Below are 25,079 nucleotides of genomic sequence, written 5' to 3' on the forward strand. Positions count from 1 at the left end.
GCCACGACTTTTGAACCCGCCGGCGCTGGGCCGGCCACCAGTTACAAGGAGTTCCCGCCCCATGACCGATTCGCCGGCCGCCCCCGCCCCCCACAAAGTCACGCTGTACCGCAACGGCTCCGTCTACACCGCGGCCGATCCCTTTGCGACCGCGATGCTGGTCGACGGCGACACTGTCGCCTGGGTCGGTTCCGAGCAGGCCGCCACTTCCATCGCGGACTCCTCCATGGACGTGATCGATCTGCAGGGCGCGCTCCTGGCCCCCGGCTTCGTCGACTCCCACGTCCACGTGACGGAAACCGGCATCGCGCTGGATGGGCTCCAGCTGGCCGGCGTGCGCTCGGCCGCTGAACTGCTCGACGCCGTAGCCGCCTTCTGCGTCTCCGCTTCCAGCGCGGGAGGCACCGTCCTGGGCCACGGCTGGGACGAGAGCACATGGTCCGATCCCACCCTGCCCACCCGAGACGAAATCGAACGCGCGGCCGGTGGCCGCCAGGTCTATCTGTCCCGCGTGGATGTCCACTCGGCCCTGGTTTCAAGCTCCCTGGCCGCGTCGGCCGGACTAGACGGGCTCGACGGCGCCGCCGCCGGCAGCCAGGTCAAACGCGGGGCGCACACCGCGGCCCGCCTGGCCGCCCGCCAGCTGCCGGCCGAAGCCCTGCGCACCTACCAGCGTCGTGCCCTCACCGAGGCGGCCGCCAACGGTTATGTAGCCCTCGCCGAGATGGCCGCACCGCACATCGGGAATATCGAGGACCTGCAGCTCGCGGCGGCCTGGAATAGCGCTGCCAGCGGCGTGAACGGCGTCGCTGTCCCCGAGATCCTGCCGTACTGGGGCGAACTGGCCACATCGCAGGAACATGCCCAGTCCATCCTTGACGGCCTGGGCGTGTCCGTCCTCGGCCTGGCCGGGGACCTGAACATTGACGGCTCGATCGGTTCACGGACCGCCTCCCTCCGCGACGATTACTCCGACGCACCCGGGGAGCGGGGCAACCTGTACCTCTCCGTGGCCGACGCAGCCGCCCACCTTGCGGCGTGCTCGCTCCTGGGGATCCAGGCAGGCTTTCACGTGATCGGCGACGCCGGCCTGGACGCCGCCCTCGACGCCCTCGACCTCGCCGCGGCCGAGGTGGGGGAGCAGCGCGTCCGCGCCGCGGGGCACCGATTCGAGCACGTCGAGCTCGCGGATCCCGCGGCCATCAGCAGGCTGGCACGCTATTCGGTCACCGTCAGCGCGCAGCCGGTCTTCGACGCCCTGTGGGGTGGCGGGGACAGCCTGTATCAGCAGCGGCTCGGTTCCCGTCGGCTCGAAATGAACGCCTTTGGAAGCTTCTACGCGGCCGGTGTGCCGATCTGCTTCGGCAGCGACAGCCCGGTGACGCCGCTGCGGCCGTGGTCCAGCGTGCGTGCGTGCCTGCAGCACACCAATCCTGCGGAGCAGATCTCCGCCCGCGCCGCGTTCCTTGGCCACACGAGGGCCGGCTGGCGGGCCGCCCGCTACCCCAACCCCATGGCCGGGCAGCTGGTGCCTGGGGCACCGGCCAGCTTCGCGGTGTGGGAGGTCGAGGAACTCATGGTCCAGGTTGCCGACGGCCGGGTGCAGTCCTGGAGCACCGACCCGCGCGCCCGCACACCACTCCTGCCGGCGCTGGACACCGGCAGCGATCCTGCCTGCCTGCTGACGGTACGGGACGGCCAGGAACTCTATGCCAGTGGCGCCCTCGGCGCCTGATCCTGGGCCGTCATCCGGCCGGCGGAGCCGAAACATTCACGTGGATGGCCCTGCCCTGAACTGCAACGATGCACGTAAGGGCAGGTCACCGCTCGGTTGACAGATCGGACCGCCCCCGTAGCATTGAGGGGCAACGGAGGGTTGCGCACGGCGCACGCTCCGGCAGTCCCCGGTCCATCCCAGGTTGCTGCCGCACCCGCGGGAGCTTACTGGTCATGACCACGGGCACCCCCAAGGGGGCGGGTCCACTTCGCAGCAGAAAACGGTTCCGGCGCCGTAATTTTCAGGCCTGCCGGAACTGGCCCGAAGCGGGTGGACCTGCCCGGGGGTCATGCGGCCCCGTCAGGGGCGCGCAACTCCCTATAATGGGAAGTTGCGCCTGAATATCCAGAACGATTGACCTTCGGCGCACCGACCGCTCCCTTCAAGGAAAGGCCTCGCTGTGCGTGTCCTCACCATCATCCCGACCTATAACGAGCTGGAATCGTTGCCCAAGACCCTCGGTCGCCTGCGCACAGCCGTGCCCGCTTCCGACGTGCTGGTTGTCGACGACAACAGCCCCGACGGTACGGGGCAGCTCGCGGACCGCATGGCCGCCGAAGACGGCCAGGTCCACGTCCTGCACCGCGCCGGAAAGGCGGGGCTGGGAGCCGCCTACATCGCCGGTTTCAAGTGGGGCCTGGACGCCGGTTACGACATCCTCGTGGAGATGGACGCCGACGGCTCCCACCAGCCCGAGCAGCTGCCCCAGCTGATCGAGGCCGTGGAACAGGGCGCGGACCTCGCCATGGGCTCACGCTGGGTTCCCGGCGGCCGTGTGGTCAACTGGCCGATCTACCGCCAGGCCATCAGCCGGATTGGCAGCACCTACGCCCGGATCATGCTGGGCGTGAAGATCAAGGACGTCACCGGCGGCTTCCGTGCCTTCCGCCGTACCACGCTCGAGAAACTGAACCTGGATGCGGTGGACTCGGTCGGCTACGGCTTCCAGGTGGATCTGGCCTGGCGTGTGGCCAAGCTTGGCCTGACGATCGTGGAACGCCCCATCACCTTCGTTGAGCGTGAGCTCGGCGCTTCGAAGATGAGCGGCAACATCGTCGTCGAAGCCATGATCAACGTCACCAAATGGGGTCTCACTGCCCGCTGGAACAAGCTCCGGGGCAAGCAGGGCGCCAGGCAGGACGCCTAGCAGCGCGGACGGCTCCCGTCCCCGGATGCCAATCCGGACCAAAAAGGGCCGGGCCCGCATCAAAACAATGATGCGGGCCCGGCCCTTGCCGTAGCCGGTGCGCTGGGGGTTAGGCCGAGCGTCGTTCGCCGCGGCGTTCGCGCAGGATCGTGAGGCGGTCTTCGAGGATCTGCTCAAGCTCGGGAAGCGAGCGGCGCTCCAGCAGCATGTCCCAGTGCGTACGCACTGCCTTTTCGTTGCTGTTGACGGGGCGTTCGCCGTCCACCAGCAAGGCCTCCTTGCCCGTCTTCGAAACCCAGACCGGGGGGATTTCGGCTTCCGAAGAGAACGTCACGAACACCTGTTCGCCGTCCTCGCAACGGTATTCAACCCGCTGGCGCGGAGCCGGTTCGACGCCGGATTCCGTCTCCATGCTCTGTGCGCCAAGGCGCATACCCCGCAGGCTGCGATCGCTCATCTTTTCTCCCTCTATTCGGTTCGCAGGGTCCAGCCCTGCGTTGTCCGGGGGCCGTCAGGCGCCGGACTTCTGGTTCCACCGCGCTGTACCGTACCTGGCCCGTATGGCCCGGCCAAGAGACAGTCACCAGTGGACAAAAACTTTTTGGAACATCATTGGAATCAACGCTGTGCGGAGCGTTTTTGTTCCGGACGACTGAACCGACCGGACAAATATTCAAGTATACGGGAGTGGTGCATGCGAGGTAAAGCGAGTGGTTCCGCGGGCTGAGCTGCGTAGGCTGTACCCGACTGGCCCGGCTTAAGTTCGCTGGCCCCCGCAGCCGGGCCGAAAGGGCCGGGCTGCGGGGGCCAGCAGGGGACTACGCGGCCGCGCAGTTACGCATGCGGCGTCCAAATCATCCAGGACGGGCGCAGGCTCAGGCCAGGTGCCCTTGGCCGTCGGCCCCTACGGGCGCTGCCTGCGGAGCGACGTCGGGCGTCGGGGATACCTGCTCTTGCACGGCGTTTGCACCCAGCACGTTGCCAATCCCCTTGAGTGCCTCGCCAACCTCGCTGGGAATGATCCACAGCTTGTTCGAGCTCCCCTCGGCAATCTTCGGGAGGGTCTGGAGGTACTGGTAGGCGAGCAGTTTCTGATCCGGGTTTCCCTTGTGGATCGCGTCGAAGACCTTCTGGATGGCCTGCGCCTCGCCGTCAGCCCGCAGGATCGCGGCCTTGGCGTCGCCTTCGGCCTTCAGGATGGAGGATTGGCGCTGGCCCTCGGCGGTGAGGATTGCGGACTGCTTGGTGCCTTCCGCGGTCAGAATGGCGGCGCGGCGGTCACGTTCGGCCCGCATCTGCTTTTCCATCGAATCCTGGATCGAGTGGGGCGGATCGATCGCCTTGAGCTCCACCCGGGACACCCGGATGCCCCATCGTCCGGTCGCCTCGTCCAGGACTCCGCGGAGCTGGCCGTTGATCTGGTCGCGGGACGTCAGTGCTTCCTCAAGGTTGAGGCCGCCAACCACGTTGCGCAGGGTGGTGGTGGTGAGCTGCTCCACGGCCTGGATGTAGTTGGCGATCTCGTAGGTGGCCGCCCGTGCGTCGGTGACTTGGAAGTAGACCACGGTGTCGATCGAAACGACCAGGTTGTCCTCGGTGATGACGGGCTGCGGCGGGAAGGAAACCACCTGCTCACGCAGGTCGAGCAACGGCAGCAAGCGGTCCACAAACGGGATCAGCAGCGTAAGTCCGGGATTCAGCGTGCGTTGGTATTTGCCCAGCCGTTCAACGACGCCGGCCCGGGCCTGTGGAATGATCCGAACCGACCGGACCAGCACAATAATTACGAACACAATTAGTACTAGCAGCACAATTGCGACTGCGATATCCATACATCACCTATTCCCCAGTTGTTTGTTTTGGTCTCGCTCCGGCAGTTCCGAGGGCTACTGGACAGCACTGCCGGCAGAACTGCTATTGGATTGCCGATTCCGGTTCCGGGGCCACGATAGCGGTGGCACCGTCGATGGCGCTGACCACAGCCTGCTGTCCGGGCACCAGTACTCCCGATTCGGACCGCGCACTCCAGACGTCCCCGCCAATCTTGACGAGCCCGCCGCTTTCGTTCACTGCCTCCATGACGACGGCGGATTCGCCGATAAGTCGTTCGATATTGGTGCGCCGATCCGCCGGGCCCCGGTGCAGATGTTTGAGGGCCACCGGCCGGACGAAGCCGATCATGAGCAGGGATACCACGCAGAAGGCGATGATCTGCAGCCACGGATCTGCACCCGCGAAGTCCGCCACGAGCCCGGCGAGGGCGCCGCCGCCGAGCATGATGAAGAACAGGTCCAGAGTGATCATCTCGACCACGGCAAACAGGAGAAAGAGCGTGAGCCACAGCGCCCACCAATTATCGATCAACCATTCAGACATCAATTCCCCCTTGAGTTCCGGGAGCTGCAGGCACAGTTCCCCAGTAACTGTCTTTCCATCCTAAGCGGAAGGGCAATAGCTGGGACAGGGAGTTGGGAATTGATGGACAAAGTGGCCAAGTCGTTATTTCGCGGGTAGCGCCTGCCCCCGTTTCCCCGTGCCAATTCCCCTCTGCCAGTGGTCCAGGGCGTTCTGAAGGCAAGCCACGTCGCGGCCGGAATGGTCAGGGGATGGGTTCAAAAACGCTGATCCGGAAACGGGCCGAGACAGAGGTCCACGCCGGAAGCGCGGCTTCAAGGGCATCGAGTGCGGCACGGTCCAGGTGGTGGCCGGCCGGACCCATGTAGGCGAGGTTGGCGACGTCGCGCGGACTCAGGGTCAATGCCAGGTCCAGATCCCTTGCTTCGACGGGCCCGAAGTGCGTACCTAGGGATGCCGCGAGCCGTTCGTCCTTGGCCGGTTCGATCCCCAGCATCCCGGTGAGGCCCGCAACCTCCTCCAGGTGGCCGGGCCGAGGCGTGACAACAACCAGGCGGCCGCCGGGCCGGAGCACCCTGGCGAACTCAGGCGCGTTGCGCGGGGCAAAGACCACGGTGACGACGTCGACGGCGTTTTCCGCGACCGGCAACGGCTGCCAGACGTCCCCGACCACGTTCAAGGCCCCCGGGTTCATCCTGGCGGCGCGACGCAGTGCGAACTTGGAAATGTCTAGGCCGATTGCCGCGGCCGAAACGCCGTCCGCCGACGCAGTGTCCGCCGGTCCACTGTCCGCCGACGGATCACGCGGTACTGCAAGAGCCGGTGCTGCGCGACTCAGGGCCATACGATCCAGCACGGCCCTGAGGTAGTGGCCGGTTCCCGTTCCGGCGTCCAGCACCACCGGCCGGCGGGCGGAGGCCTCCATGAGCGCCGGCGCGGCAAGCTCGGCAACGGCATCGGCCAGCCGCTGGTAGTGCCCTGCCGAGAGGAAATCGAAGCGGGCCGCCACCATGTCTGCGCTGTCTGCTTCAAAAACGGTCCCCTTGCCGACCAGGAAGTTGAAGTAGCCCTGCTTGGCCGCATCAAAGCTGTGGCCGGCGCCGCACACCAGGGTACGGGCACGGCCGTCACTGAAGCGGAGAGCGTTCCGGCACACCGGGCACAAGAGGGGAAAATCGGTGGCGGGAGGCATAGCTTCATCCTAAGCGCGGATCCCCGCTCCGCGCCGGGGCAAGGGCGCCGCGGACAGAACGCCGGGGACAGGCGCGCTCCGCGTTCCTCGCCATGGGCTGCTCGCCGGGGAATGGGACTGCCGCGGCGCACCGGCAGGACGTGAGGTATTTCACAGCCAGCGCACCACGGGCTAGGCTCGCATTCGTGAAATCTGAACATCTACCGCTGCTCAATTCCGTCTCCGCCCCCGCCGTGCACCCTGACGGCTCCCGGGCCGTGGTGTCCGTGATCCGCCCGGATTTCGATGCCGATGCCTACGTGGGCCAGTTGTGGACGGTCCCCTTGGATCCGGACCTGAAAAACTCAAACATCAACAACCCCGACCAGCGGCCGCGCCGCATGACCCGCGGCTTCCGTGACACCGCACCGGACTTTTCACCGGACGGCCGGGCGCTTGCGTTCCTGCGGGCCACAGCCGGTGGAAAGCCGCAGCTCCACGTGGTGGAAGCCGCCGGCGGCGAACCCCAGCTGTTAACGGCAGCGCCACTGGGGGTCAGCTCCTTTGCCTGGTCACCCGATTCCCGCACCATTGTCTTCAGTGCCAGGACTCCCGACGAGGGCCGGTACGGCAGTACCGACGGCGTGGGTGCAGGCAGCGAGGACGCGCGGCTGATCACCGATTTCCAGTACCGAATGAACGGTCTTGGCTACACGGCCGACAAGCCCCTGCAGCTGTTCCTCGTCGAGGTGCAGCAGCTTGACGCCGAACCGAAGGTGGCCCCGGCCGGGCGCGCCCTAAAGGCCCTCGGCGCCGCGGCCGATCCCGCGGAGACCGGGGCCAGCCTGCTGCCGGCCGCCAAGCAGCTCACCACCGGGGCGGCCGACCACAACGACGCCAGCTTCAGCGCCGACGGCGGCACCATCTACTTCACCGCGGCCCTGCACGACGGGCGGGACACCGACCTCGTCAGCGGAATCTACGCGATTCCCGCCGCCGGAGGGCAGCCGCAGGCCCTCACACCGGCCAATATCGGACGGCAGACCGTCAGTGCCGTGCGCCAGTCCGCGGATGGGAAGTGGCTGTTCTTCCTCGCCCAGGACCTGGGCGCATCAGGCCGGGACTTCGTGGCCAGGAACACAGCCCTGTATGCCATGCCGGCCGCCGGCGGGGACGCGACCGCACTCAGCGACCCCGAGACTCTGGACCTGTCCGGCGGCAGCCGGATCGAGCTGCGCGGCGCCGCGGGAGCCCTGGTGCTGAACAATGCGCGGGGAACCGTGGAGCTGCACGAATTCGTCGCGACGGGAGGCCATTGCGTCCTCTTGGAAGGGAACCGGGTGGTGGCCGGAGCCGCGGATGGCGGGGGACGGCTCGTGGTGAGTTTCAGCGATTCAACGACCGCCGGTGATCTGGCCGTGCTCGACAGCGGGCACGTGCGCCGCCTGACGGATTTCTCCGCGCCGCTGCGGAGCGTGGCGGGCATCAGCGAGCCGCAGGAGCTGACTCTGCCCTCGGCCGACGGGTACCCGGTCCATGGCTGGCTGGTGAAGCCGACGGGCCCCGGCCCGCACCCGGTACTGCTAAACATCCACGGCGGCCCTTTTGCCCAGTTCGGCGTGGCGTTGTTCGACGAAGCCCAGGTCTATGCCGGGGCCGGATACGCGGTGCTCATGTGCAATCCGCGGGGCTCGGCCGGCTACGGCCAGGAGCACGGACGCTCCATCAAGGAGCGGATGGGAACCCTGGATATGCAGGACGTCCTCGCCTTCCTGGACGGGGCCGTGGAGAAGTTTGAGGACCTGGATGCCGACAATGTCGGCATCATGGGCGGCTCCTACGGCGGCTACCTGACGGCGTGGACCATCAGCCACGACCACCGCTTCCGGGCGGCCATCGTCGAGCGCGGTTTCCTGGATCCTGTGAGCTTTACGGGTTCTTCTGACATCGGCTGGTTCTTCGGCGGCGAATACACCGGCCCTTCGGCGGAGCAAATGGCGGCCCAGAGTCCCATGGCCCGCGTGGAGAACGTCCGGACGCCGTCGCTGGTGATCCACAGCGAGGAGGACCTCCGGTGCCCCGTGGAGCAGGGCCAGCGGTACTTCACCGCCCTCAAGCAGCAGGGTGTCGAGACCGGATTCCTGGTCTTCCCGGGCGAGAACCACGAACTGTCCCGCTCCGGCACTCCGCACCACCGGAAGCAGCGGTTCGACGAAATCTTGAAGTGGTGGGCCCGCTATCTGCCATCCGCCGGGAATCCGGCACCGCAGCCTTAGTCCTCCGCCGGGCCCGGCAGGAACCCGAGTTCCTGCCGGGCGCGGCTGATATCCGGCTGGGCCCAGCGGGCGGAGTATTCGGCATTGTTGCTGATGGAGCGCAGCTCGGCCCGGTCAAGGAACAGGACCCCGTGCAGATGGTCGGTCTCATGCTGGACAATCCGGGCCTGCCAGCCGGTGAAAGTCTGCTGGAGTTGCGTGCCGTCCGGCGCCGTGAAGTCGAGCTGGACCGATTCCGGCCGCAACACGGCCGCCTGCAGGCCGCCGATGGAGAGGCAGCCTTCGTAGAACGCCACGGACTTCTCGCCAAGGGGCCGATAGCCCGGGTTCAGCATGGCAAAGAACGGCAGCGGTTCCCGCCCGCGGACGGCAGCTAGGTCCGGATCGACGGTGAACTGGTCCTCCAGGACTGCGAGCTGCAACGGAATGCCCAGCTGCGGTGCCGCCAGGCCGACGCCCGGGGCCTTGTGCATCACGCTGCGCATGAGGTCGATGAGGTGGCCGAGTTCGGCGTCACTCAACTGGCCGTCGAACGGTGCCGCCACATGCCGGAGCACCGGATGCCCCGCCTGGACAATCGGCGGAAGGATACCCGCGCTCAGGATCTCCTGGACGGCCTCGCTAATCCGGGCGGCGCTGAAATCGGTGGGCCTGGCGTCAAAGGACATGCCCCCAGACTACTGGCGGCCGCACGCCTTCGTCACAAAGTCATAAATCCGGCCACGAAGTTGGCTGCCGGCGTCGATCTTCAAGACACCCTCCCGGCCCGCCACCCTGACTCGCAGCGGCAGGAGCGTGCCCACCTTGTCTTCGGCCACGGCGTGGGGATCGCAGCGGGAGGGCCGGATGCCGAGGCGAACTTCCGCCAGGGGCCCACCGGCGCGGAGCGTCAGCGAACGGGGCCAAGGGGCTTGTGGGGCCTCCGCCAGGAGGGTGGTTTCCTCGATCCGGTCAATCACCAGCTCACTGGCGCCTGCAGCTCCTGAACCGCTGGCAGCGCGCGGTTGCATCAGCAGACGCAGGACGGCGGTCCGCCCGTCCGCGGTGACCTCAAGGTCCGAAGCCAGCGCGATCGCGGCCACGGCGGCGGCTTCCCGAGTCAGGCACATCTCGGAATTGTTCCGCGCCAGGACGCCGAACGGGTCTGCGGCCGGTGCCGTGGCGGCGGCTTGAGGCGGCCTGGTTTCCTGTTGCGCAGTTCCCTGTTGGACGGCGCCCTGCGGCGCCGCCAGCCGGAGGGAGACAAACGCGTTGCCCGCGTCAGCGCCGGATGCAGTTCCTTGCCCACTGGGGGCCGGGGACGGGGAGCTACATTCTGGTGCGGGCAGCGGCGCCGGCAGGCTCTTCGTCTGTCCGGGCGGAAGCTCTATCCCGCCCGTGCGCGCCGGCCACGGGATCGACGCCGCGAACAGCGGGCTGGTCAGTTCCGCGCCGAGGACGGTCAGGGGAGCGTCGGTGGTGTTGGTGAGCTGGATTTCGATGATTTGTTTGCTGTAGTTGTCACGGAACTGGCTGATTTCCGCGGTCACAGGGCCGGTGGGGACCAAAGTCGGCGTCGCGGTCGCCGTCTCCGAGGACGCCGAGCCGCCGGACCCGCCGACCGTACCGGGGCTGCAGGACGCCGCTACGCCCAGCACGGCCGCGGCAGCCGCAACCCGCAAAAGGATGCGGCGCCGGCGCGTCACAGGAAGGCCGTCCATGCGCACAGTCTAATCCGAGGCTTATCCCTCTTGACCCGCTGCTGGTCAGGCGGCGGGCGATGCAACAGCGGGAGCCGTGTCGCTCAGACGCCGCAACTTGGGAATGGGGATCCGTTTGTTGATTTCGACGGCGGTGCCCGAGCCCTCCTCGTGGGACCAGCGCATGAGGGCAGGGCCGCCGTGGAAGGGGGACCGAAGTCCCGTCAGGCGCGGGCCAAAAAGTGTGGGCTGCGCAGCTGCCTGCGTGCCAGAATCCTCATATGACCAAGGAACGCAGTGAATTGAAGAGCATCGGATACGAGATCTTTATCGGTATCCTTTCGATCCTGTCGATCGTCAATCTCGGGCTCTTGTATATCGTGCAGCAGCAGTCGCTCGACACCGTGCTCAGCGTGATGAACGGCATTTTCAGTGTGGTCTTCCTCGCCGACTTCCTCTACCGGATAGTCACCGCGCCATCGGCGGGCGCCTATTTCTTCAAGCACTTCGGCTGGGCCGACCTGTTGGCCAGCCTGCCTTTCACGCAATTCAAGATCCTGCGAATTTTCCGGCTGATCCGGGTGTACCGCCTGCTCCGCGAGGTCGGCCTCGGTGCGATCAGCCGCGCGCTGATCAAAGATCGGGCGGGCAGTTCCCTGTACATATTGCTGCTCATGGGCATTCTCGTGCTGGAATTCGGAAGCCTCACGATGCTCCGCGTCGAGCAGGACGCCCCAGCGGCCAACATCACGACCGCCTCGGACGCCCTCTGGTACACCATCGTCACGATCTCGACGGTTGGATACGGTGACCAATATCCGGTCACGGATGCGGGGCGTATCGTCGGTTCCGGCGTCATCGTCGTCGGTGTCGGTATCTTCGGCACATTCACCGGTTACCTGGCCAACTTCTTCCTCTCTCCCAAGCAGAAGGAACCCGAACCGCCCGTCGGTGCGGCAGACACGAGTACCGCGACGGTCGAAGGACTCCGCCTGCGCCTCGAAGAGTCCGAAGCCAAACTCACCGAGATCAGAAGGCTGCTCGTCGAGCCAAGCTAGTGAACGTCTGCACGGAATCGCTCTCGGACCCCTCAATGCATCGACCCTCAATGCATTGTGAAGCGGCGGGCAATCAAGGAATTCACTGCCGGAACTGCGGCGACGCCTCCGATGGCCCGGTTCCGCACCGCCAGGAGGCCGTCCGTGAGGGGCCGGCCAAGGGCCATGTTGATTTCCGCCTGGCGCGATGCCCTGGCCGCCGCCCGCAGCCGGGTGCGTTCAAAGGTCTTCAAGACGCCCGTTACCTCCCGGCCGCGCACGGCGGCCGACACGATCGGGGCCAGCGCCGCCGCATCCAGCCAGCCCAGATTCATGCCCTGCCCGCCGATGGGACTGACCTCATGGGCCGCATCCCCGATCATCACCACCCGTCCGGTGACCATCCGGCGGGCCAGGCGCGTGCGGACGCCGAAGCTGCTGAGCATGCTGTTGGTCCCCGCGTCGATCTCGAGTCCCGTCCTCTCGCGCACGCAGCGCATGAGCCACCGGGAGTCGCCGCCCTGACCGTCCGCAGTGGGGCCGCCGGCAGTGGGGTCGCCCGGGCCCAGCCGGACCACCCAGCGGCGGAGCTGGCCTGGCAAGGGGAACGACTCCACGATGCCGGCCCCGGCCAGGAAGAGCGCGGCGTCCGGGCCGAACCCCGTGTCGTCCGCGAAGTCACCCATGAGGTAGCTGTCCGGGTACGCTTTCGCTCGCACGGCGACGCCCTGCAGCGCCCGCGCTGTGGAGCGCACGCCGTCGGCGGCGATGACCAGCGGCGCCGTATAGCGCAGGGTGCCCCGCCCGGATACGGCTTCCACGGTGACCCGGGCGCCGTCGTCGGACAGCCGGGTGAGGCGGACGCCGCGGTGCAGGGCGCCGCCGGCGAGCTCATTGACCCGCCGTTCCAGCAGCGCCTCTGTTCGGCCTTGGGGCAGGGACAGGATGAACGGAAAACGGTCCGAAACGCGGGCAAAGGACATTTGGGCGAGGCATTTCCCGCCGGCCAGGGCGACTCCGCGGCGGATCGGGACGCCTTCGGCAACCAGGGCCCCGGCAACTCCCGTTCCCGCGAGCGCGGCCAGCGCCGGCGGATGGATGCCGATGGCACGCGAATGCGGTTCCGGTGCGCTCCGCTGTTCCAGGACCTGCACATCCACGCCTTCCTGCAGCAGCAGCGCGGCCATGAACAGCCCCACCGGGCCGGCACCGATGATCAGCACGTCAGCCACGGGCAGCGGGCCTTTCCGGATATCCGCCGTCGGGAGTGTCCAGCAGCAGCAGGTTCCGGAATGGGGCGTGGCGGGCAACTGTCCAGCCCGGGGGAGCAGCGGCGGCCAGCTCCGCGGCGGTGTAGCTTCGCCGGATCGAGGTCAGCCCGTCCTGCCGGATGTAGGAGCCGGTGAGCACCCAGGAGCCGGCAAAGAAGAGCGCGTAGGCGGCGGGGCTGCGGCGGATGTCGTTGTGGATGACGGTGCCACGGGACAACATGGCCGACTCGGCAAGGAACGCTCCCAGCCCGTCAAGGTGGTGCAGCACATGGTTGGACACCACGACGTCGTACCGGTGGCCCCCTTCGAGCAGCTCGGCAGAGCTCGCCTGGCGAAACGTCACGTCGGCCGTCGCGTGGCGGTCGCGGGCGAACAGGATTGCCCGCGGGTCCGGGTCGATGGCGGTGACCTCGAGGCGCAGTCCGTCCCGGGCGGCCCATCGGGCAAGCAGCACCGATAGGTCGCCCCCGCCGCACCCGATGTCCAGCAGGGACGTGGGGGAGCCTCGGGTCAGGCGCGGCCGGATCCGGGTCCGATAGATGCCGCGCCAACCGGCGACCACACGGTTCACGGGCGCAAACTGGGCATAGGTGCGCTCCAGGCGGCCGGGATCGCAGCCGGGCAGGTCCATTTCCTCGACGGCGTCTGACGCGCGGTCACGCAGAAGGGCAGCCCGGAGGCGTTCCGGGATCTGCTTGGCGCTGAACGGGTTCAGTGTGGCCGCTCTCAGACCCGCACCGCCACCGGCTCCGCAGGTTCCGCCGCGGACTCCTGCCGCGGAGCCGCAGCTGGTCGCGGGGCGGCCAACCTGGTGAAGAGCGCCGTTTCCACCGTCAGGCCCGGGCCGAAGGCCATGGAGCAGATCCGTTCCGCGCCGGGGCTGCCCGGGCCGCCCGGCCAGGCCCCGGCGTCGACCTCCGCCGGCAGGTCCAGGATGTGCTTGAGGACGAACAGGACGGTGGCGCTGCTCATGTTGCCGAAGTTTCGGAGGGTTTCGCGGGCGGGGACCAGCTGTTCGTCGCTGAGATCCAGCCTGGACTGGACCTTGTCCAGGATGCTCCGGCCCCCCGGGTGGATGCCCCAGTGCTGGATGTCCCGGTAGGGGAGTCCCTGCAGCGAACTGTCGCGGGACAGGAGTGGTTCGAGGGCGCCGACGATGTGGTCATCGATGATGTGCGGGACATAGTTTCCCAGCACCATCTCGAAGCCCTCGTCGCCGATATTCCAGGCCATCGAGTCCTCCCCGACGGGCGTCAGGACGGTTTCGAAGTGGTCCAGCCGCAATAGGGGCGCTTCACCGGGGATGTCCCGGGCAGTGATGATGGCCGCCGCGGCGCCGTCGGCGAACAGGGCCGATCCCATGATGGTGTCCGGATCATTGGAGGTCCGCACGTGGAGGGAACAGAGTTCGGCGCAGACCACCAGCACCGTCGCCTGCGGATCCGCCTCACAAAAGGACTTTGCGGCCCGCAGCGCCGGGAAGGCGGCGTAGCATCCCATGAACCCGAGGTGGTAGCGCTGGACGGCCGGATTCAGGCCGAGGGCCCGGACAATCTTGTAGTCCGGGCCCGGATTGAAGAATCCCGTACAAGAGACGGTGATCAGGTGGGTGATGTCCGGCGCATCGACTCCCGGACAGGCATCCAGGGCTTTTTGGGCGGCCTCAATGAAGAGCTTGGTCGCTTCCGTGGCGAAAATGCCGTTGCGGATCTTGGTGCTGGGGCTGAGCACCAAGCCGGTGGCCGGGTCGAAGAACTGGGGATCTTCCGCCCGGCTGTCCTTGGTGAGTTCCTCGACTGCCGTATGCCGGGTGTCGATGGCTGCGGAGTCAAAGCACGTGTTCACCAGCCGGGATCCGAGCCGCGTGAGGCCCGGCTGGGCGGCGAACACGGCCCTGGCTTCGGGCTGCACCAGGATGGTTGGCGGGACTGCAGTTTCTAAGGACCTCAGGTAGACCGTCATGGTTCATTCTCAGCGAGCCCGCCGCCAAAGACAATGGAACAGCCGGAGATTCGGTACCACCGCCGGGCTGGACAACTCCGGTGCGACGTAGCACGATCTCACATGTGACCAGCAAACCCGACACGGCGCAGCACCTGCGCGACCTCGCGCTGCTGCGCCGCGTCCGTGACCGGATGGACCGGGAGTACGCGCAACCGCTCGACGTCGAGGCCCTCGCCCGCGGCGTGCACATGTCCGCCGGGCACCTCAGCCGCGAGTTCCGCCTCGCCTACGGCGAGTCCCCGTACAGCTACCTGATGACGCGGCGCATCGAGCGCGCGATGGCGCTGCTGCGCCGCGGCGACCTCAGCGTCACCGAGGTCTGCTTCACGGTCGGCTGCTCGTCCCTGGGCACCTTCAGCACTCGCTTCACCGAACTGGTCGGCGTACCGCCCAGCGTCTACCGGCGCGAGGGCGCCCGGGCGACCGCGGGGATGCCGTCCTGCGTGGCCAAACAGGTGACCAGACCGGTCAGGAATCGAGAAGTGCCGGCCCCCGAACCGCAGCTAGCATGAATTTCATGGACATCAACATTCACGCGAGTTTCCTCCCACACAACGATCCCGATGCCGCCCTGGCGTTCTATCGCGACACGCTCGGCTTCGAGGTCCGCAACGACGTCGGATACGGCGGGATGCGCTGGATCACCGTCGGCCCGGCCGACCAGCCGGGCACGTCCATCGTCCTGGAGCCGCCGGCCGCCGACCCGGGCGTCACCGACGACGAGCACCGCACCATCGACGAGATGATGGCCAAGGGCACCTACGCCCGCATCCTCCTGGCCAGCAAGGACGTCGACGCTACCTTCGAGCGGCTGCAGGCCCGCGGCGCCGAGGTGGTCCAGGAGCCGACGGAGCAGCCCTACGGGGTCCGCGACTGCGCCTTCCGCGATCCCGCGGGCAACCTGATCCGGATCCAGCAGCCGCTCTGAGCCGTCCGCGGACGAAGGGCAGGGCGGACGAAGGGCAGGGCGGACGTAGGACAGGAAGGCACAGGGCCCGAAGCTGGTTAGATAGAGCAAAGCGACGCTGAGGGAAACCGCGCAGGCGGCCCCGCAAACAGATGGAGACACCATGAGCATGGCCACGAGGGCGGACACGCAGTCGCCGGCGCAGCATGTTGCAGACACCCACGATTTGATCCGGGTGCAGGGCGCACGCGAGAACAACCTCAAGGACGTCAGCATCGAGATCCCGAAGCGCCGGCTGACGGTGTTCACCGGCGTCTCCGGCTCAGGCAAGAGCTCTCTCGTGTTCGCCACGATCGCCGCGGAGTCGCAGCGGATGATCAACGAGACCTACAGCGCCTTCGTGCAGGGCTTCATGCCGACGCTGTCGCGGCCGGAAGTGGACCATCTCGAGGGGTTGACGACGGCGATCATCGTCGACCAGGAGCGGATGGGCGCCAACCCCCGGTCCACCGTCGGCACCGTCACCGATGCCAACGCCATGCTGCGCATCCTCTTCAGCCGGCTGGGATCGCCGCACGTTGGGCCCCCCACGGCGTTCTCCTTCAACGTCCCCACTCGGAAGGCAAGCGGGGTGATGAGCACCGAGAAGGGCGGCCGGGTCGAGAAGAATGTGGTGCACGATGCGGTCTACCTGGGCGGCATGTGTCCGCGTTGCGAGGGCATGGGCTCGGTCTCCGACTTCGACCTCACTGCGCTCTACGACGACTCCAAGTCGCTCGGCGGCGGTGCCCTGACGATCCCCGGCTACAGCATGGACGGCTGGTACGGCCGCATCTTCAGCGGCGCCGGCTTCGACATGGACAAGCCGATCGCGAAGTTCACCAAAAGGGAAATGCACGACCTGCTCTACAAGGAACCGACCAAGATCAAGGTCGAGGGCATCAACCTGACGTATGAGGGGCTGATCCCGAAGATCCAGAAGTCGATGCTCTCCAAGGACGTCGAGGCGATGCAGCCCCACGTCCGGGCCTTCGTGGAGCGCGCCATCACGTTTCAGGCCTGCCCGGAGTGCGACGGCACACGGCTCAGCCGGGAGGCCAGGTCCTCGAAGATCCGGGGCAAGAACATCGCCGACCTCTGCGTCATGCAGATCAGCGACCTGGCCGCGTGGATCCGCGAGCTCAACGAGCCTTCGGTCGCGCCGCTCCTGAAAGGCTTGCAGCACCTGCTCGACTCGTTCGCCGAAATCGGGCTGGGTTACCTCTCCCTGGACCGGCCGGCCGGCACGCTGTCCGGGGGAGAGGCCCAGCGGACCAAGATGATCCGGCATCTGGGCTCGTCCCTCACGGACATCACCTACGTCTTTGACGAGCCGACGATCGGCCTGCACCCGCATGACATCGAGCGGATGAACCAGCTGCTGCTGCAGCTGCGCGACAAGGGCAACACCGTGCTCGTCGTCGAGCACAAGCCGGAGACCATCGCGATTGCCGACCACGTCGTTGACCTCGGTCCCGGCGCAGGCACCGAGGGCGGCGGTGTCTGCTTCGAGGGAAGCGTGGAGGGGCTGCGTGGGAGCGACACCATCACCGGCCGCCACCTCGACGACAGGGCCGCGGTCAAGGAATTGGTACGCCAGTCCTCGGGCGCACTGGAGGTCCGTGGCGCGTCCACGAACAATCTCCAGGGCGTGGATGTCGACATCCCGCTCGGCGTGCTCTGCGTGGTCACTGGCGTCGCCGGCTCAGGGAAGAGCTCACTGATCCACGGCTCGGTGGACGGCCGCGAGGGTGTGGTGGTCATCGACCAGGGTGCCATCAAGGGGTCCCGCCGCAGCAACCCCGCGACGTACACGGGCCTTCTCGAGCCGATCCGCAAGGCGTTCGCGAAAGCCAACGGAGTGAAGCCGGCGCTGTTCAGCTCCAACTCGGAAGGCGCCTGCCCCACTTGCAACGGCGCGGGCGTCATCTTCACCGAACTCGGTGTCATGGCCACCGTCGAGTCCACCTGCGAGGACTGCGAGGGAAAGCGGTTCCAGGCCTCGGTGCTGGAATACAAGCTGGGCGGCCGCAACATCGCCGAAGTGCTGGCAATGTCGATGACCGAGGCCGAGGTGTTCTTTGGCGAAGGGGAAGCCCGCACGCCGGCGGCCCACAAAATCCTCGACCGGCTCGTGGACGTCGGCCTCGGCTACCTCAGCCTCGGCCAGCCGCTCACCACGCTGTCCGGCGGAGAGCGGCAGCGCGTCAAGCTCGCCACCCAGATGGCAGAGAAGGGCGACATCTACGTCCTCGACGAACCCACCACCGGCCTGCACCTCGCCGACGTCCAGAACCTGCTCGGCCTCCTGGACCGGCTCGTCCACTCCGGCAAGTCGGTCATCGTCATCGAGCACCACCAGGCGGTCATGGCGCACGCCGACTGGATCATCGACCTCGGCCCCGGCGCCGGCCATGACGGCGGCCGGCTCGTCTTCGAGGGCACGCCCGCCGGCCTCGTCGCGGCCCGCTCCACGCTCACCGGCCAGCACCTCGCGGCCTACGTCGGCGCCTGACCGGTCCGGGGAGGGCGCGTGGTGAACGGAAGGACCAGCCGGGACCGGTGGGCGGCGTCGCGGTAGATCTTGTGCGTGACGGGACGCCCCACCGGCAGGTGGAAGGCATCCGGGGGCAGCAGAGCGTTGTGCTCGTCGGCCAGGGGCTCGCCGTTCGACAGTTCGACGGTGAGCGTGTGGCCGGGTTTGAAGTTGTTCGCGAACGGGTAGAGGCGCAGCACGTACTCCTCGATCGTGCCGGGTTCCACCGGAACCGATCGGGTGTGCGGATGTACCGGACTGCCCTCTGTGCTGCGGTCGTCGAGTTCGCGGTGCGAGGCCTTGAGGTACCCGCTCGTGATGAGCTGGCGCTTGCCGTTGGGGGCGTAGTCCCACAGGCGAAGGATGAAGTTGGTGTCCGGCTGGTCGATCTCGGCGAAGATGTGCGCGGCGCCGGTGCCTATCAGCTCCGAGTCCTCCTCGAACGGTTCGGTGCTCCAGCTGATGATCTGCACCTTGTCGGTCACCGTCAGCGGCGCCTGGTAGAAGCCGTCAGGGGCGGCGTATTCCGCACCCATCAGCTCTGGCTCGGTGGACAGCTTGTGCCGCGGGCGCAGATAGAGGGCCTTGTACTCCACGTCCTTGGGCGGCCACTGCTCGGCGGTCACGAGCTCGCGGGAGCCCTCCACGAAGACGCTGACGGCCGGCTCGTCCATGACGCCGTTGTCGATGCCCTTGATCCAGTAGTCGTACCACCGGAACATCTTGTCGTGCTCCTCGATGAAGGGACGCGACTGCATCGGCGGGTAGGGGCCGATGTCCAGCTTCTTGGGGCCCTTCAGGGCGTTGAACAGCCCGATGGTGCCGTCCATAGTCCAGCCGCGGCCCTGGTCGATCTGCAGGTAGACCGGGATGTCGATGTTCGGGGCCAGCGTGATGGGGTTGCGCTCCTCGTACCAGTCCCCGTCGAGTTCGTTCATCACGATGTCGAACCAGGCTTCGTGGTTCTTCGGGTAGTTCAGCACGTGGACGAGGTTCGGCCACGCGGCGACGTCGGGATCCTGCAGGCGCTGGGCGACGAGCTCTTTAAGCTCCGCGGGGGAGTACTTCTCGATCATTCGCGACTTGACGCCGTCGGTGAACGCCCAGCCGGAGTCGCCGCCGCGGCCCTCGCGCGCAGCCCGCGGCATGAACCACATGATCCCGCCGTGGTAGGTGGTCTCGTAGAAGTCGTAGTGCCCGCCGGAAACGAAGATCGCCTTCAGGTGCGGCGGGCGCTCGGCCGCGGCCAGCACCTGCATGGAGCCGAAATAGGAAATACCCACCATGCCGACGTTGCCGTCGCACCACGGCTGCGCCGCTACCCATTCGATGAAGTCGTACGCGTCCTGGCCTAGCGAGACACCGCCGGCGTTGTAGTTGCCGATGTGCTCGCCGCCGGAATGTCCGGAGCCGCGGAGGTCGCCAATGACGTGGGCGTAGTCCTCCTTGACGATGCGGGCGATGTCGCCGGCCTCAATGCAGCCGTCCCACATCGGGCTGGGCCGCCGCTGCGGCGGGGTGGTCAGGGCCAGGGCCTGGAGTTCCTTGCCGTAGGGGCTCAGGGCCACCAGTGCGGGCCGCGGCTTGTCCTCGGTGCCGTGGTAGACGTCCGCGGCGAGTTCGACGCCGTCCCGCATGGGGACCCGGAGGTCCTTGCGAACGGCAATCTTCTCGCCGCCGGTATTCAGCAGCTGGAAGTCATCCATGAGTGTTGATCTCCTCATCTTCGGTCATGCGGTCGAATGTGGTGCGGTAGCCGTTGAGCGTCGTGAAGAACGGGGAAGGCTCCAAGGCGGGGTCCCCCTCGTAGCCGAGATCCTCTGCCACGCGGGTGAAGGGCGAGTACGGCGAATCTGAACCCTGCAGCCCGGCAGACCAGCAGTCGTGGGCCGCACTATTGACGCGGGCTTCGATCTCCAGGCTCCCCTGAAGCGCTTCCTCGGCCTGCCCGGCGTCTAGCTCCACCCCGTAGGGCGTGCCGTCCGCGCGGCGGTAGGGGTGGCCCAGGTAGAGGTGCCGCGGACGGATCTGGTCGCGGAGGTACTGCAGGCTGGCACGGTAGCCGGCCGGGTCCACGAATCCGGGGAATCCGTTGGCCGCACCGTGGACCTGCACGGCATCGCCGACGAATACGTCGTTTTGCCCGTTGATGACGTACGCCACGGATCCGCGGGTGTGGCCCGGAACCGAGTGCACGGTGACGCTGACGTCGCCGCCGAGTGAGATGGTCTCGCCGCCCCGCACCAGCAGCGTTGGCTCCATCTCGCCCGAGATGACGGCATTCGTCGCCTCGGTCAGTTTCGCCTCGCCGTCGGGGTCATCCAGGTACTGCGCCCGGCCGGCAAGGTATTCGTCCACGTGCGCCCGGCGCGAGCGCAACATCGGCGCGTCGGCCTCGTGGATGACCACCTGCGCGCGCCGTCCGGTGAGCTCCCACAAGGCGTAGGCGCCGCCGATGTGGTCGATATGTCCGTGGGTTAGCAGGATCCAGCGGACGTCCTCGATCCTGCGGCCGATCGCGGCCAGTGCCGGCACCATGCCTTCGGCGGGCGAGGACGCGATTCCCGTGTCGACGATCGCGGGTTCCGGAGCGTCGATGAAGAAGCTGTAGAGACCGAACCTCCCCCACGGGGAGACAAGCGGGTGGACGGCGACTGACTCCGTCATTGCGCTGCACTCCCTTGAAGCCCTGCGTTCCCACTAAGCCCAGCGCTCTTGCTCAGGAAGGCTGCGGTCTCTTCGAACGGCCTGTAGAACTCCGGAATCCAGGAGAAGTTCTGGACGAAGCCGTGGTTGGCTCCCTCGTAGCGGCTGACGGCCACGTTGACGCCGGCCTCCCTGAGGCGCAGGCCGTAGAGCTCGCCCTCGTCCCGCAGGGGGTCGTGCTCGGCAGTGATGACCAGGGCCGGCGGCAGGCCGGCGAGGTCCTGGCGCTTGATGGGGGAGACGAGCGGATCCGCCGGGTCCGCCCCGCTCTGGAGGTAGAAGGAATTGAACGGCAAGAGACCCGCCGTCTCCAGTCCGTATCCTTCGGCGTTCTCCCGCAGCGACCCGTAGCGGTCGACGTCGAAGTCCAGGTCCAGCGACGGGTAGAACAGGATCTGGTGGGTGATCGCCGGGAACCCGTCATCGTGGGCCCTCGCGGTGACGGCGGCGACGAAGTTGCCGCCCGAGCTGTCTCCCGCGACAGCAAGGTTCTTTCCGTCCCAGCCCAGGTTGCCGCGATGCTCGGCAGCCCAGCGGACCACGCCGTAGCAGTCGTCCAGGCCGGCCGGGAAGGAGGCTTCGGGGGCCAGCCGGTAGCCCACCGAGATGACCTTATGGCCGGTTTCCTTGGCCAGGGATCGCGCGACGTGGTCGTGCGTGTCCAGGCTGCCAAGGAAGAACGCGCCGCCGTGGAAATACACCAGCAGGCCGTAAGCGTCGGCCTCGGCCGGCGTGTAGATGCGCACGGGCACCTCGCCCGATGGCGTGACTGCCGTGGCATCCTGGACAGAGTGCAGCGGGAGGCGCACTTCCGGCGGGGCCACCATGGCGGCCCCGCCTGCACGCATGGCTTCGGGGTTCAGTGGAGAACCATCGGGTGCAGGCAAAGTTGCGAGGATCTTGGCAATTTCAGGGTGGATGGTCATGGGTTCAGCCTTTCGCCTGTGCTGGTGCGTTGACGCTGGCGGGCTTCTGGGACGTCGGCTTCTGACCAGGGAAAACGTCGTCGACCTCTTCCTCGGACCATCCCTGCCGCGAGATGCGCTGCAGTTCGTCCGTCACGGGCTTGCGGGCCGCCTGGAATAGGGCCAGTGCCTCCTTGACCGAGCCCGCCTGGGCCAGGGCGTCGGCCAGGGCTCCCGCGTCCTCAATGGCAGAGTTCGCGCCCTGGCCCTGGTGGTGCAGCATGGAGTGAGCCGCGTCGCCCATCAGGACCACGGAGTCCGTGTGCCAGGTGTCGACGGGGTCGATGTCGTAGACCGCGCGGATGTTCACTGTGTCCATGTCGAGGCCGCGGGTGATGCTCACCAGCCGCTCGTCGAAGCCATTCACGGTGGCCAGGAGGTCCTGCTTGGTTACCTCGGGTGCCCAGGTACCGTCCGGGTTCAGGGCGGTGATGTCGAAAGAGACCTGGTTGCGGTGGCGCAGCGGCAGCAGGTAGACCTTGGTGCCCTTTCCGATGTACATCCGGAGGTTGTCGTCGACCACCAGGCCGTGGGCGTCGTCGGCGGAAATCACTGCACGGTAGGCATGTTCGCCTGAGAACACCGGGCCCTTGTCGCTGAACAGCTGCTCGCGCACCACGGACTTGATGCCGTCGGCACCGACCACCAGGTCGGCCTCGACCGTCTTGCCGTTGGTGAAGGTCAGGACGGAGCGGCCGCCCTTGTCCTCGATGGTTTCGAGCTTGTGGCCGAGATGCACCATGCCCTCGGGGAGAACGCCCAGGAGAGCCTCGATGAAGTCACCGCGGTGGATGAGGTACGTCTGGGTCTGCTCGCCGAACTCCGGCCACGTGTCCTTCATGATCGGCTCACTCGAGGCGGTGAGGATTTCGAAGTAGTCGCTTGGCGAACTGACCTTCGCGATCGCGTCGAAGATCCCCCACTGGCTGAACCGGTCCATGGTGGCGGGACGCAGGCCGATGCCGGCGCCGACTTCCCGCATTTGGGACGCTTGCTCGTAGACGTTGACGTTCGCGCCGAGCAGGCTCAGGGCCTTTGCCGCTGCTGCGCCGCCGTACCCCGCGCCGACTATGGCGATGTTGAGGTTCTTGATTTCCGAAGCCTTCATGGTTTCATCTCTTTCTTGACTATTCTTGGCCCGGGCCAATTCTGGGAGACGGGTAAGTTGTGGTGGCCTGTCCGCAGGTCAGCCGTGAAGCGACAGGAACTCGGCCGGATTGTCCTCGAGCAGGAGTTTGAGGGTGGCGTCGTCGATGCCAGCCGCGCGCATGTCGGGGATCATGTCCTCGAAGATGTAGTTGATGGTGTGGCCCTTCACGCCCGGCCAGCCCAGCGGGCTGCAATTTGCGTCGGCCGAGACGAGAAGCTTGTCCGCATAGCCCTTGTTCACGAGGTTGACGAAGTGCTCCATGCGTTCGGTGCGCTTGCGGCCCCAGAACGGCGGATCCGGCAGTTCGAGGTCGTAGCCGAAGGTGTCGAACCCGATGCGGCCGCCCTGTTCGTAGATCCAATCGTGAGGAGTGACCGGGGAGTTCAGGCCGTCGTCGGCGTGGCCGAACAGCACGCGGTCCAGCGGGAGGCCCTCTTCGTTGAAGATGTTCACTGCCGGTTCGGCGTCGATGGCCAGGTGGGTCAGGATCGGCGCGCCGGTGACGACGGCGGCGCGGGCCGCGGCCCGGTAGATGCGCTTGTCCAGGTCCGTCATGCGGCCGCCGCGGCTCACGCCGACCTTGATGACGCCGGCCTTGGCGCCCGTGTTGCCGATGCCGACGGTGATCTCGTGGATGAATACCTTCGCGAGGTAGTCCACGCTCGCGCGGGAGAAGTGGGGAAGGGCGGTGTCGCCGCCGACGAAGCCGGTGCAGGCCACGATGTGCACGCCCGTCTTCTGGGACAGGGACTTGTAGTAGTCGACGTCGCGGCCGTTGCAGATGCCCGTGGCGTCCACGAACGTGCCGCCGCCGTATTCGCGGAATTTCCGAAGCTTCGGCACGGTCTCCTCGTAGGCCTGCTCGGGCGACTTCCACCACCTGGTGTCCAGCTCGGACCCGGGCATTCCGTAGCCGATGTGTTCGTGCACCGCCACGATTTCCAGTTCTTCGGCCGGAATGGTTCCCAGCACTGTGTTGACCTTGGTCATTTCGTTCACCTCAGGGGTTCGAAAGCTTGTTGTGTGATGGCGGACGCGTGCTTAGCGCACGGTCAGCAGGTTGCGCGGGTTGTCCACGAGGATGCGCCGGGACTCTTCCTCGCTCAGGCCGTTGGCCTGGAGGAAAGGCACGAACGTGGTCAGGACGTGGCTGTAGGGCAGGTTGTACTCCGGCAGGCCCTTGGCCACGCCGATCGAGTTGCCCGAAAGGATGATCTTGTCGGCATGGCCGGCCCTGACAAGCTCGAGCACCAGTTCGGCGCGGTCGTGGTCGGTGAGGTAGTCCGCGTGGTCGTTGAGGCCCACGTGATCGATGCCGACGAAGGCTCCGCGGCTAGCCACCTCGACGGCGGAGCCCGCGGCATCCTTGCGGTCCAGGTCACCGACGAGCACCCGGTCGGCCTCGAGCTGCTCATCCAGAACGATGTCCAGATCGTGCAGGGCATCGGCGCCGAAGCGGATGGAGACAGGGACGCCGGTGTTCTTGGCGGCGCGGGCGGAGCCGCGGAACAGGCTTTCCTCGGTCGGGGTCATGCCGGCGCGGTCGGCAATAGTGGCAACGATGCCAGCGGCGGCGCGGCGCTCGACCCGGGGAACCACCATCCCCTCAGTGACTTCCTTGGTGAAGAGATCGCCGAACTTTTCGGCCGGCCAAGGGGTGGGCGGGTTGGTCTGCGGCGTCAGGAAGTATCCGCCGAGTTCTTCCTCCGGGCCCAGACCCGTGGAGGCGACGATGTGGACGCCGGTGGAGCGCGAGAGCGCCTCGTAGAGCTTGAGATCGCGCCCGTGGAACATGCCGGTGCTGTCGACGATCGTCCGCCCGCCATGCTCGCGGAAGTCCGCAAGCTTTGCCGCCAGGGCCTCGAAGATCTCCGCCCGGTCCATGGAGATGTCCGGGGCGTACTGGGCGCCGGGGAGCACCGACAACAAGGCTTCATGGACAGCGACAACCCCTAGGTCGGAAGCAGGGACCGGGCCCAGGACCGTGTTGACGGTTTGCCCGGCCGGGGCGTGGACTGCGTCGCCGGTCTCGGCGGGTGTGGGGTGACTCACGTGGGTT

At 67.0% G+C, this 25,079-nt stretch carries 22 protein-coding genes; 7 read left to right on the plus strand and 15 right to left on the minus strand.

The window, feature by feature from the left end; genetic code table 11:
• The first annotated feature begins 61 nt into the window (after nucleotides 1-61).
• Both BLQ10_RS06570 and BLQ10_RS06575 read left to right on the plus strand, forming a co-directional pair.
• Nucleotides 62-1,735 (plus strand): amidohydrolase, encoded by a 1,674-nt coding sequence (locus BLQ10_RS06570; RefSeq protein WP_091559854.1) that lies wholly within the window; start codon nucleotides 62-64, stop codon nucleotides 1,733-1,735.
• 442 nt (nucleotides 1,736-2,177) lie between these two features.
• Nucleotides 2,178-2,924 carry a polyprenol monophosphomannose synthase gene (locus BLQ10_RS06575; RefSeq protein WP_091559856.1) on the plus strand — a complete coding sequence of 249 codons (747 nt, stop codon included), beginning with the start codon at nucleotides 2,178-2,180 and terminating at the stop codon, nucleotides 2,922-2,924.
• A gap of 109 nt (nucleotides 2,925-3,033) precedes the next feature.
• Here BLQ10_RS06575 and BLQ10_RS06580 read toward each other — a convergent pair whose 3' ends face one another.
• The 4 genes from BLQ10_RS06580 to BLQ10_RS06595 form a co-directional block, all read right to left on the minus strand.
• Nucleotides 3,034-3,381 (minus strand): RNA polymerase-binding protein RbpA, encoded by a 348-nt coding sequence (locus BLQ10_RS06580; RefSeq protein ID WP_026266329.1) that lies wholly within the window; start codon nucleotides 3,379-3,381, stop codon nucleotides 3,034-3,036.
• A gap of 418 nt (nucleotides 3,382-3,799) precedes the next feature.
• The gene (locus BLQ10_RS06585) at nucleotides 3,800-4,756 is read right to left on the minus strand and encodes an SPFH domain-containing protein (protein WP_091559858.1); all 957 of its coding nucleotides are present in this window, start codon (nucleotides 4,754-4,756) and stop codon (nucleotides 3,800-3,802) included.
• Between the two features lie 82 nt (nucleotides 4,757-4,838).
• On the minus strand, nucleotides 4,839-5,300 hold the full coding sequence (locus BLQ10_RS06590; protein WP_091559860.1) for an NfeD family protein: 462 nt from the start codon (nucleotides 5,298-5,300) through the stop codon (nucleotides 4,839-4,841).
• A gap of 223 nt (nucleotides 5,301-5,523) precedes the next feature.
• A complete protein-coding gene (locus BLQ10_RS06595; protein ID WP_091559863.1) occupies nucleotides 5,524-6,471 on the minus strand; it encodes a putative RNA methyltransferase in 948 nt (315 codons plus the stop codon).
• Nucleotides 6,472-6,656: 185 nt separating this feature from the next.
• On the opposite strand from BLQ10_RS06595, the gene BLQ10_RS06600 reads away from it, so the two are divergent.
• Nucleotides 6,657-8,726 carry a S9 family peptidase gene (locus BLQ10_RS06600; protein ID WP_091559865.1) on the plus strand — a complete coding sequence of 690 codons (2,070 nt, stop codon included), beginning with the start codon at nucleotides 6,657-6,659 and terminating at the stop codon, nucleotides 8,724-8,726.
• Here the strand turns inward: BLQ10_RS06600 and BLQ10_RS06605 are convergent.
• Together BLQ10_RS06605 and BLQ10_RS06610 are read right to left on the minus strand one after the other, a co-directional pair.
• Nucleotides 8,723-9,394 carry a peptide deformylase gene (locus BLQ10_RS06605; RefSeq protein WP_091559867.1) on the minus strand — a complete coding sequence of 224 codons (672 nt, stop codon included), beginning with the start codon at nucleotides 9,392-9,394 and terminating at the stop codon, nucleotides 8,723-8,725. The genes BLQ10_RS06600 and BLQ10_RS06605 overlap by 4 nt on opposite strands.
• Nucleotides 9,395-9,403: 9 nt before the next feature.
• Entirely contained in the window at nucleotides 9,404-10,426 is a 1,023-nt protein-coding gene (locus BLQ10_RS06610; RefSeq protein WP_091559869.1) for a hypothetical protein, read from the minus strand.
• A gap of 260 nt (nucleotides 10,427-10,686) precedes the next feature.
• On the opposite strand from BLQ10_RS06610, the gene BLQ10_RS06615 reads away from it, so the two are divergent.
• Nucleotides 10,687-11,463: an ion transporter gene (locus BLQ10_RS06615; RefSeq protein ID WP_091559871.1), complete on the plus strand. Its 777-nt coding sequence runs from the start codon at nucleotides 10,687-10,689 to the stop codon at nucleotides 11,461-11,463.
• A 47-nt stretch (nucleotides 11,464-11,510) separates the two neighbouring features.
• Here BLQ10_RS06615 and BLQ10_RS06620 read toward each other — a convergent pair whose 3' ends face one another.
• The 3 genes from BLQ10_RS06620 to BLQ10_RS06630 form a co-directional block, all read right to left on the minus strand.
• Nucleotides 11,511-12,674, minus strand: a complete 1,164-nt coding sequence (locus BLQ10_RS06620; protein ID WP_091559874.1) for an FAD-dependent oxidoreductase — start codon at nucleotides 12,672-12,674, stop codon at nucleotides 11,511-11,513.
• A complete protein-coding gene (locus tag BLQ10_RS06625; RefSeq protein WP_091559877.1) occupies nucleotides 12,667-13,377 on the minus strand; it encodes a class I SAM-dependent methyltransferase in 711 nt (236 codons plus the stop codon). The genes BLQ10_RS06620 and BLQ10_RS06625 overlap by 8 nt, the downstream gene beginning before the upstream one ends.
• 62 nt (nucleotides 13,378-13,439) lie before the next feature.
• Nucleotides 13,440-14,675 carry a type III polyketide synthase gene (locus BLQ10_RS06630; RefSeq protein WP_091559878.1) on the minus strand — a complete coding sequence of 412 codons (1,236 nt, stop codon included), beginning with the start codon at nucleotides 14,673-14,675 and terminating at the stop codon, nucleotides 13,440-13,442.
• A gap of 104 nt (nucleotides 14,676-14,779) precedes the next feature.
• On the opposite strand from BLQ10_RS06630, the gene BLQ10_RS06635 reads away from it, so the two are divergent.
• The 3 genes from BLQ10_RS06635 (at nucleotide 14,780) to BLQ10_RS06645 (ending at nucleotide 18,178) form a co-directional block, all read left to right on the plus strand.
• On the plus strand, nucleotides 14,780-15,229 hold the full coding sequence (locus BLQ10_RS06635) for a helix-turn-helix transcriptional regulator (protein WP_091559880.1): 450 nt from the start codon (nucleotides 14,780-14,782) through the stop codon (nucleotides 15,227-15,229).
• The gene (locus BLQ10_RS06640) at nucleotides 15,226-15,645 is read left to right on the plus strand and encodes a VOC family protein (protein ID WP_217635790.1); all 420 of its coding nucleotides are present in this window, start codon (nucleotides 15,226-15,228) and stop codon (nucleotides 15,643-15,645) included. Before BLQ10_RS06635 ends, BLQ10_RS06640 begins: the two co-directional genes overlap by 4 nt.
• A 142-nt stretch (nucleotides 15,646-15,787) precedes the next feature.
• The gene (locus BLQ10_RS06645) at nucleotides 15,788-18,178 is read left to right on the plus strand and encodes an ATP-binding cassette domain-containing protein (protein ID WP_091559882.1); all 2,391 of its coding nucleotides are present in this window, start codon (nucleotides 15,788-15,790) and stop codon (nucleotides 18,176-18,178) included.
• On the opposite strand, the gene BLQ10_RS06650 is transcribed toward BLQ10_RS06645, so the two are convergent.
• The 6 genes from BLQ10_RS06650 to BLQ10_RS06675 form a co-directional block, all read right to left on the minus strand.
• A complete protein-coding gene (locus tag BLQ10_RS06650) occupies nucleotides 18,163-19,905 on the minus strand; it encodes a CocE/NonD family hydrolase (protein WP_091559884.1) in 1,743 nt (580 codons plus the stop codon). The two genes, BLQ10_RS06645 and BLQ10_RS06650, sit on opposite strands and share 16 nt — an antisense overlap.
• Complete coding sequence (locus BLQ10_RS06655; RefSeq protein WP_091559887.1) at nucleotides 19,898-20,866, minus strand: MBL fold metallo-hydrolase; 969 nt, start codon at nucleotides 20,864-20,866, stop codon at nucleotides 19,898-19,900. The genes BLQ10_RS06650 and BLQ10_RS06655 overlap by 8 nt, the downstream gene beginning before the upstream one ends.
• A complete protein-coding gene (locus tag BLQ10_RS06660) occupies nucleotides 20,863-21,831 on the minus strand; it encodes an alpha/beta hydrolase (protein ID WP_091559889.1) in 969 nt (322 codons plus the stop codon). Before BLQ10_RS06660 ends, BLQ10_RS06655 begins: the two co-directional genes overlap by 4 nt.
• A gap of 4 nt (nucleotides 21,832-21,835) precedes the next feature.
• Complete coding sequence (locus tag BLQ10_RS06665) at nucleotides 21,836-22,978, minus strand: FAD-dependent monooxygenase (protein ID WP_091559891.1); 1,143 nt, start codon at nucleotides 22,976-22,978, stop codon at nucleotides 21,836-21,838.
• A gap of 78 nt (nucleotides 22,979-23,056) precedes the next feature.
• Nucleotides 23,057-24,010: a phosphotriesterase family protein gene (locus tag BLQ10_RS06670; protein ID WP_091559893.1), complete on the minus strand. Its 954-nt coding sequence runs from the start codon at nucleotides 24,008-24,010 to the stop codon at nucleotides 23,057-23,059.
• Between the two features lie 51 nt (nucleotides 24,011-24,061).
• Nucleotides 24,062-25,072: a phosphotriesterase family protein gene (locus tag BLQ10_RS06675; RefSeq protein WP_091559895.1), complete on the minus strand. Its 1,011-nt coding sequence runs from the start codon at nucleotides 25,070-25,072 to the stop codon at nucleotides 24,062-24,064.
• Nucleotides 25,073-25,079 lie beyond the last annotated feature (7 nt).

The organism is Arthrobacter sp. ok362 (genome assembly GCF_900102785.1).
Classification (GTDB): domain Bacteria; phylum Actinomycetota; class Actinomycetes; order Actinomycetales; family Micrococcaceae; genus Arthrobacter.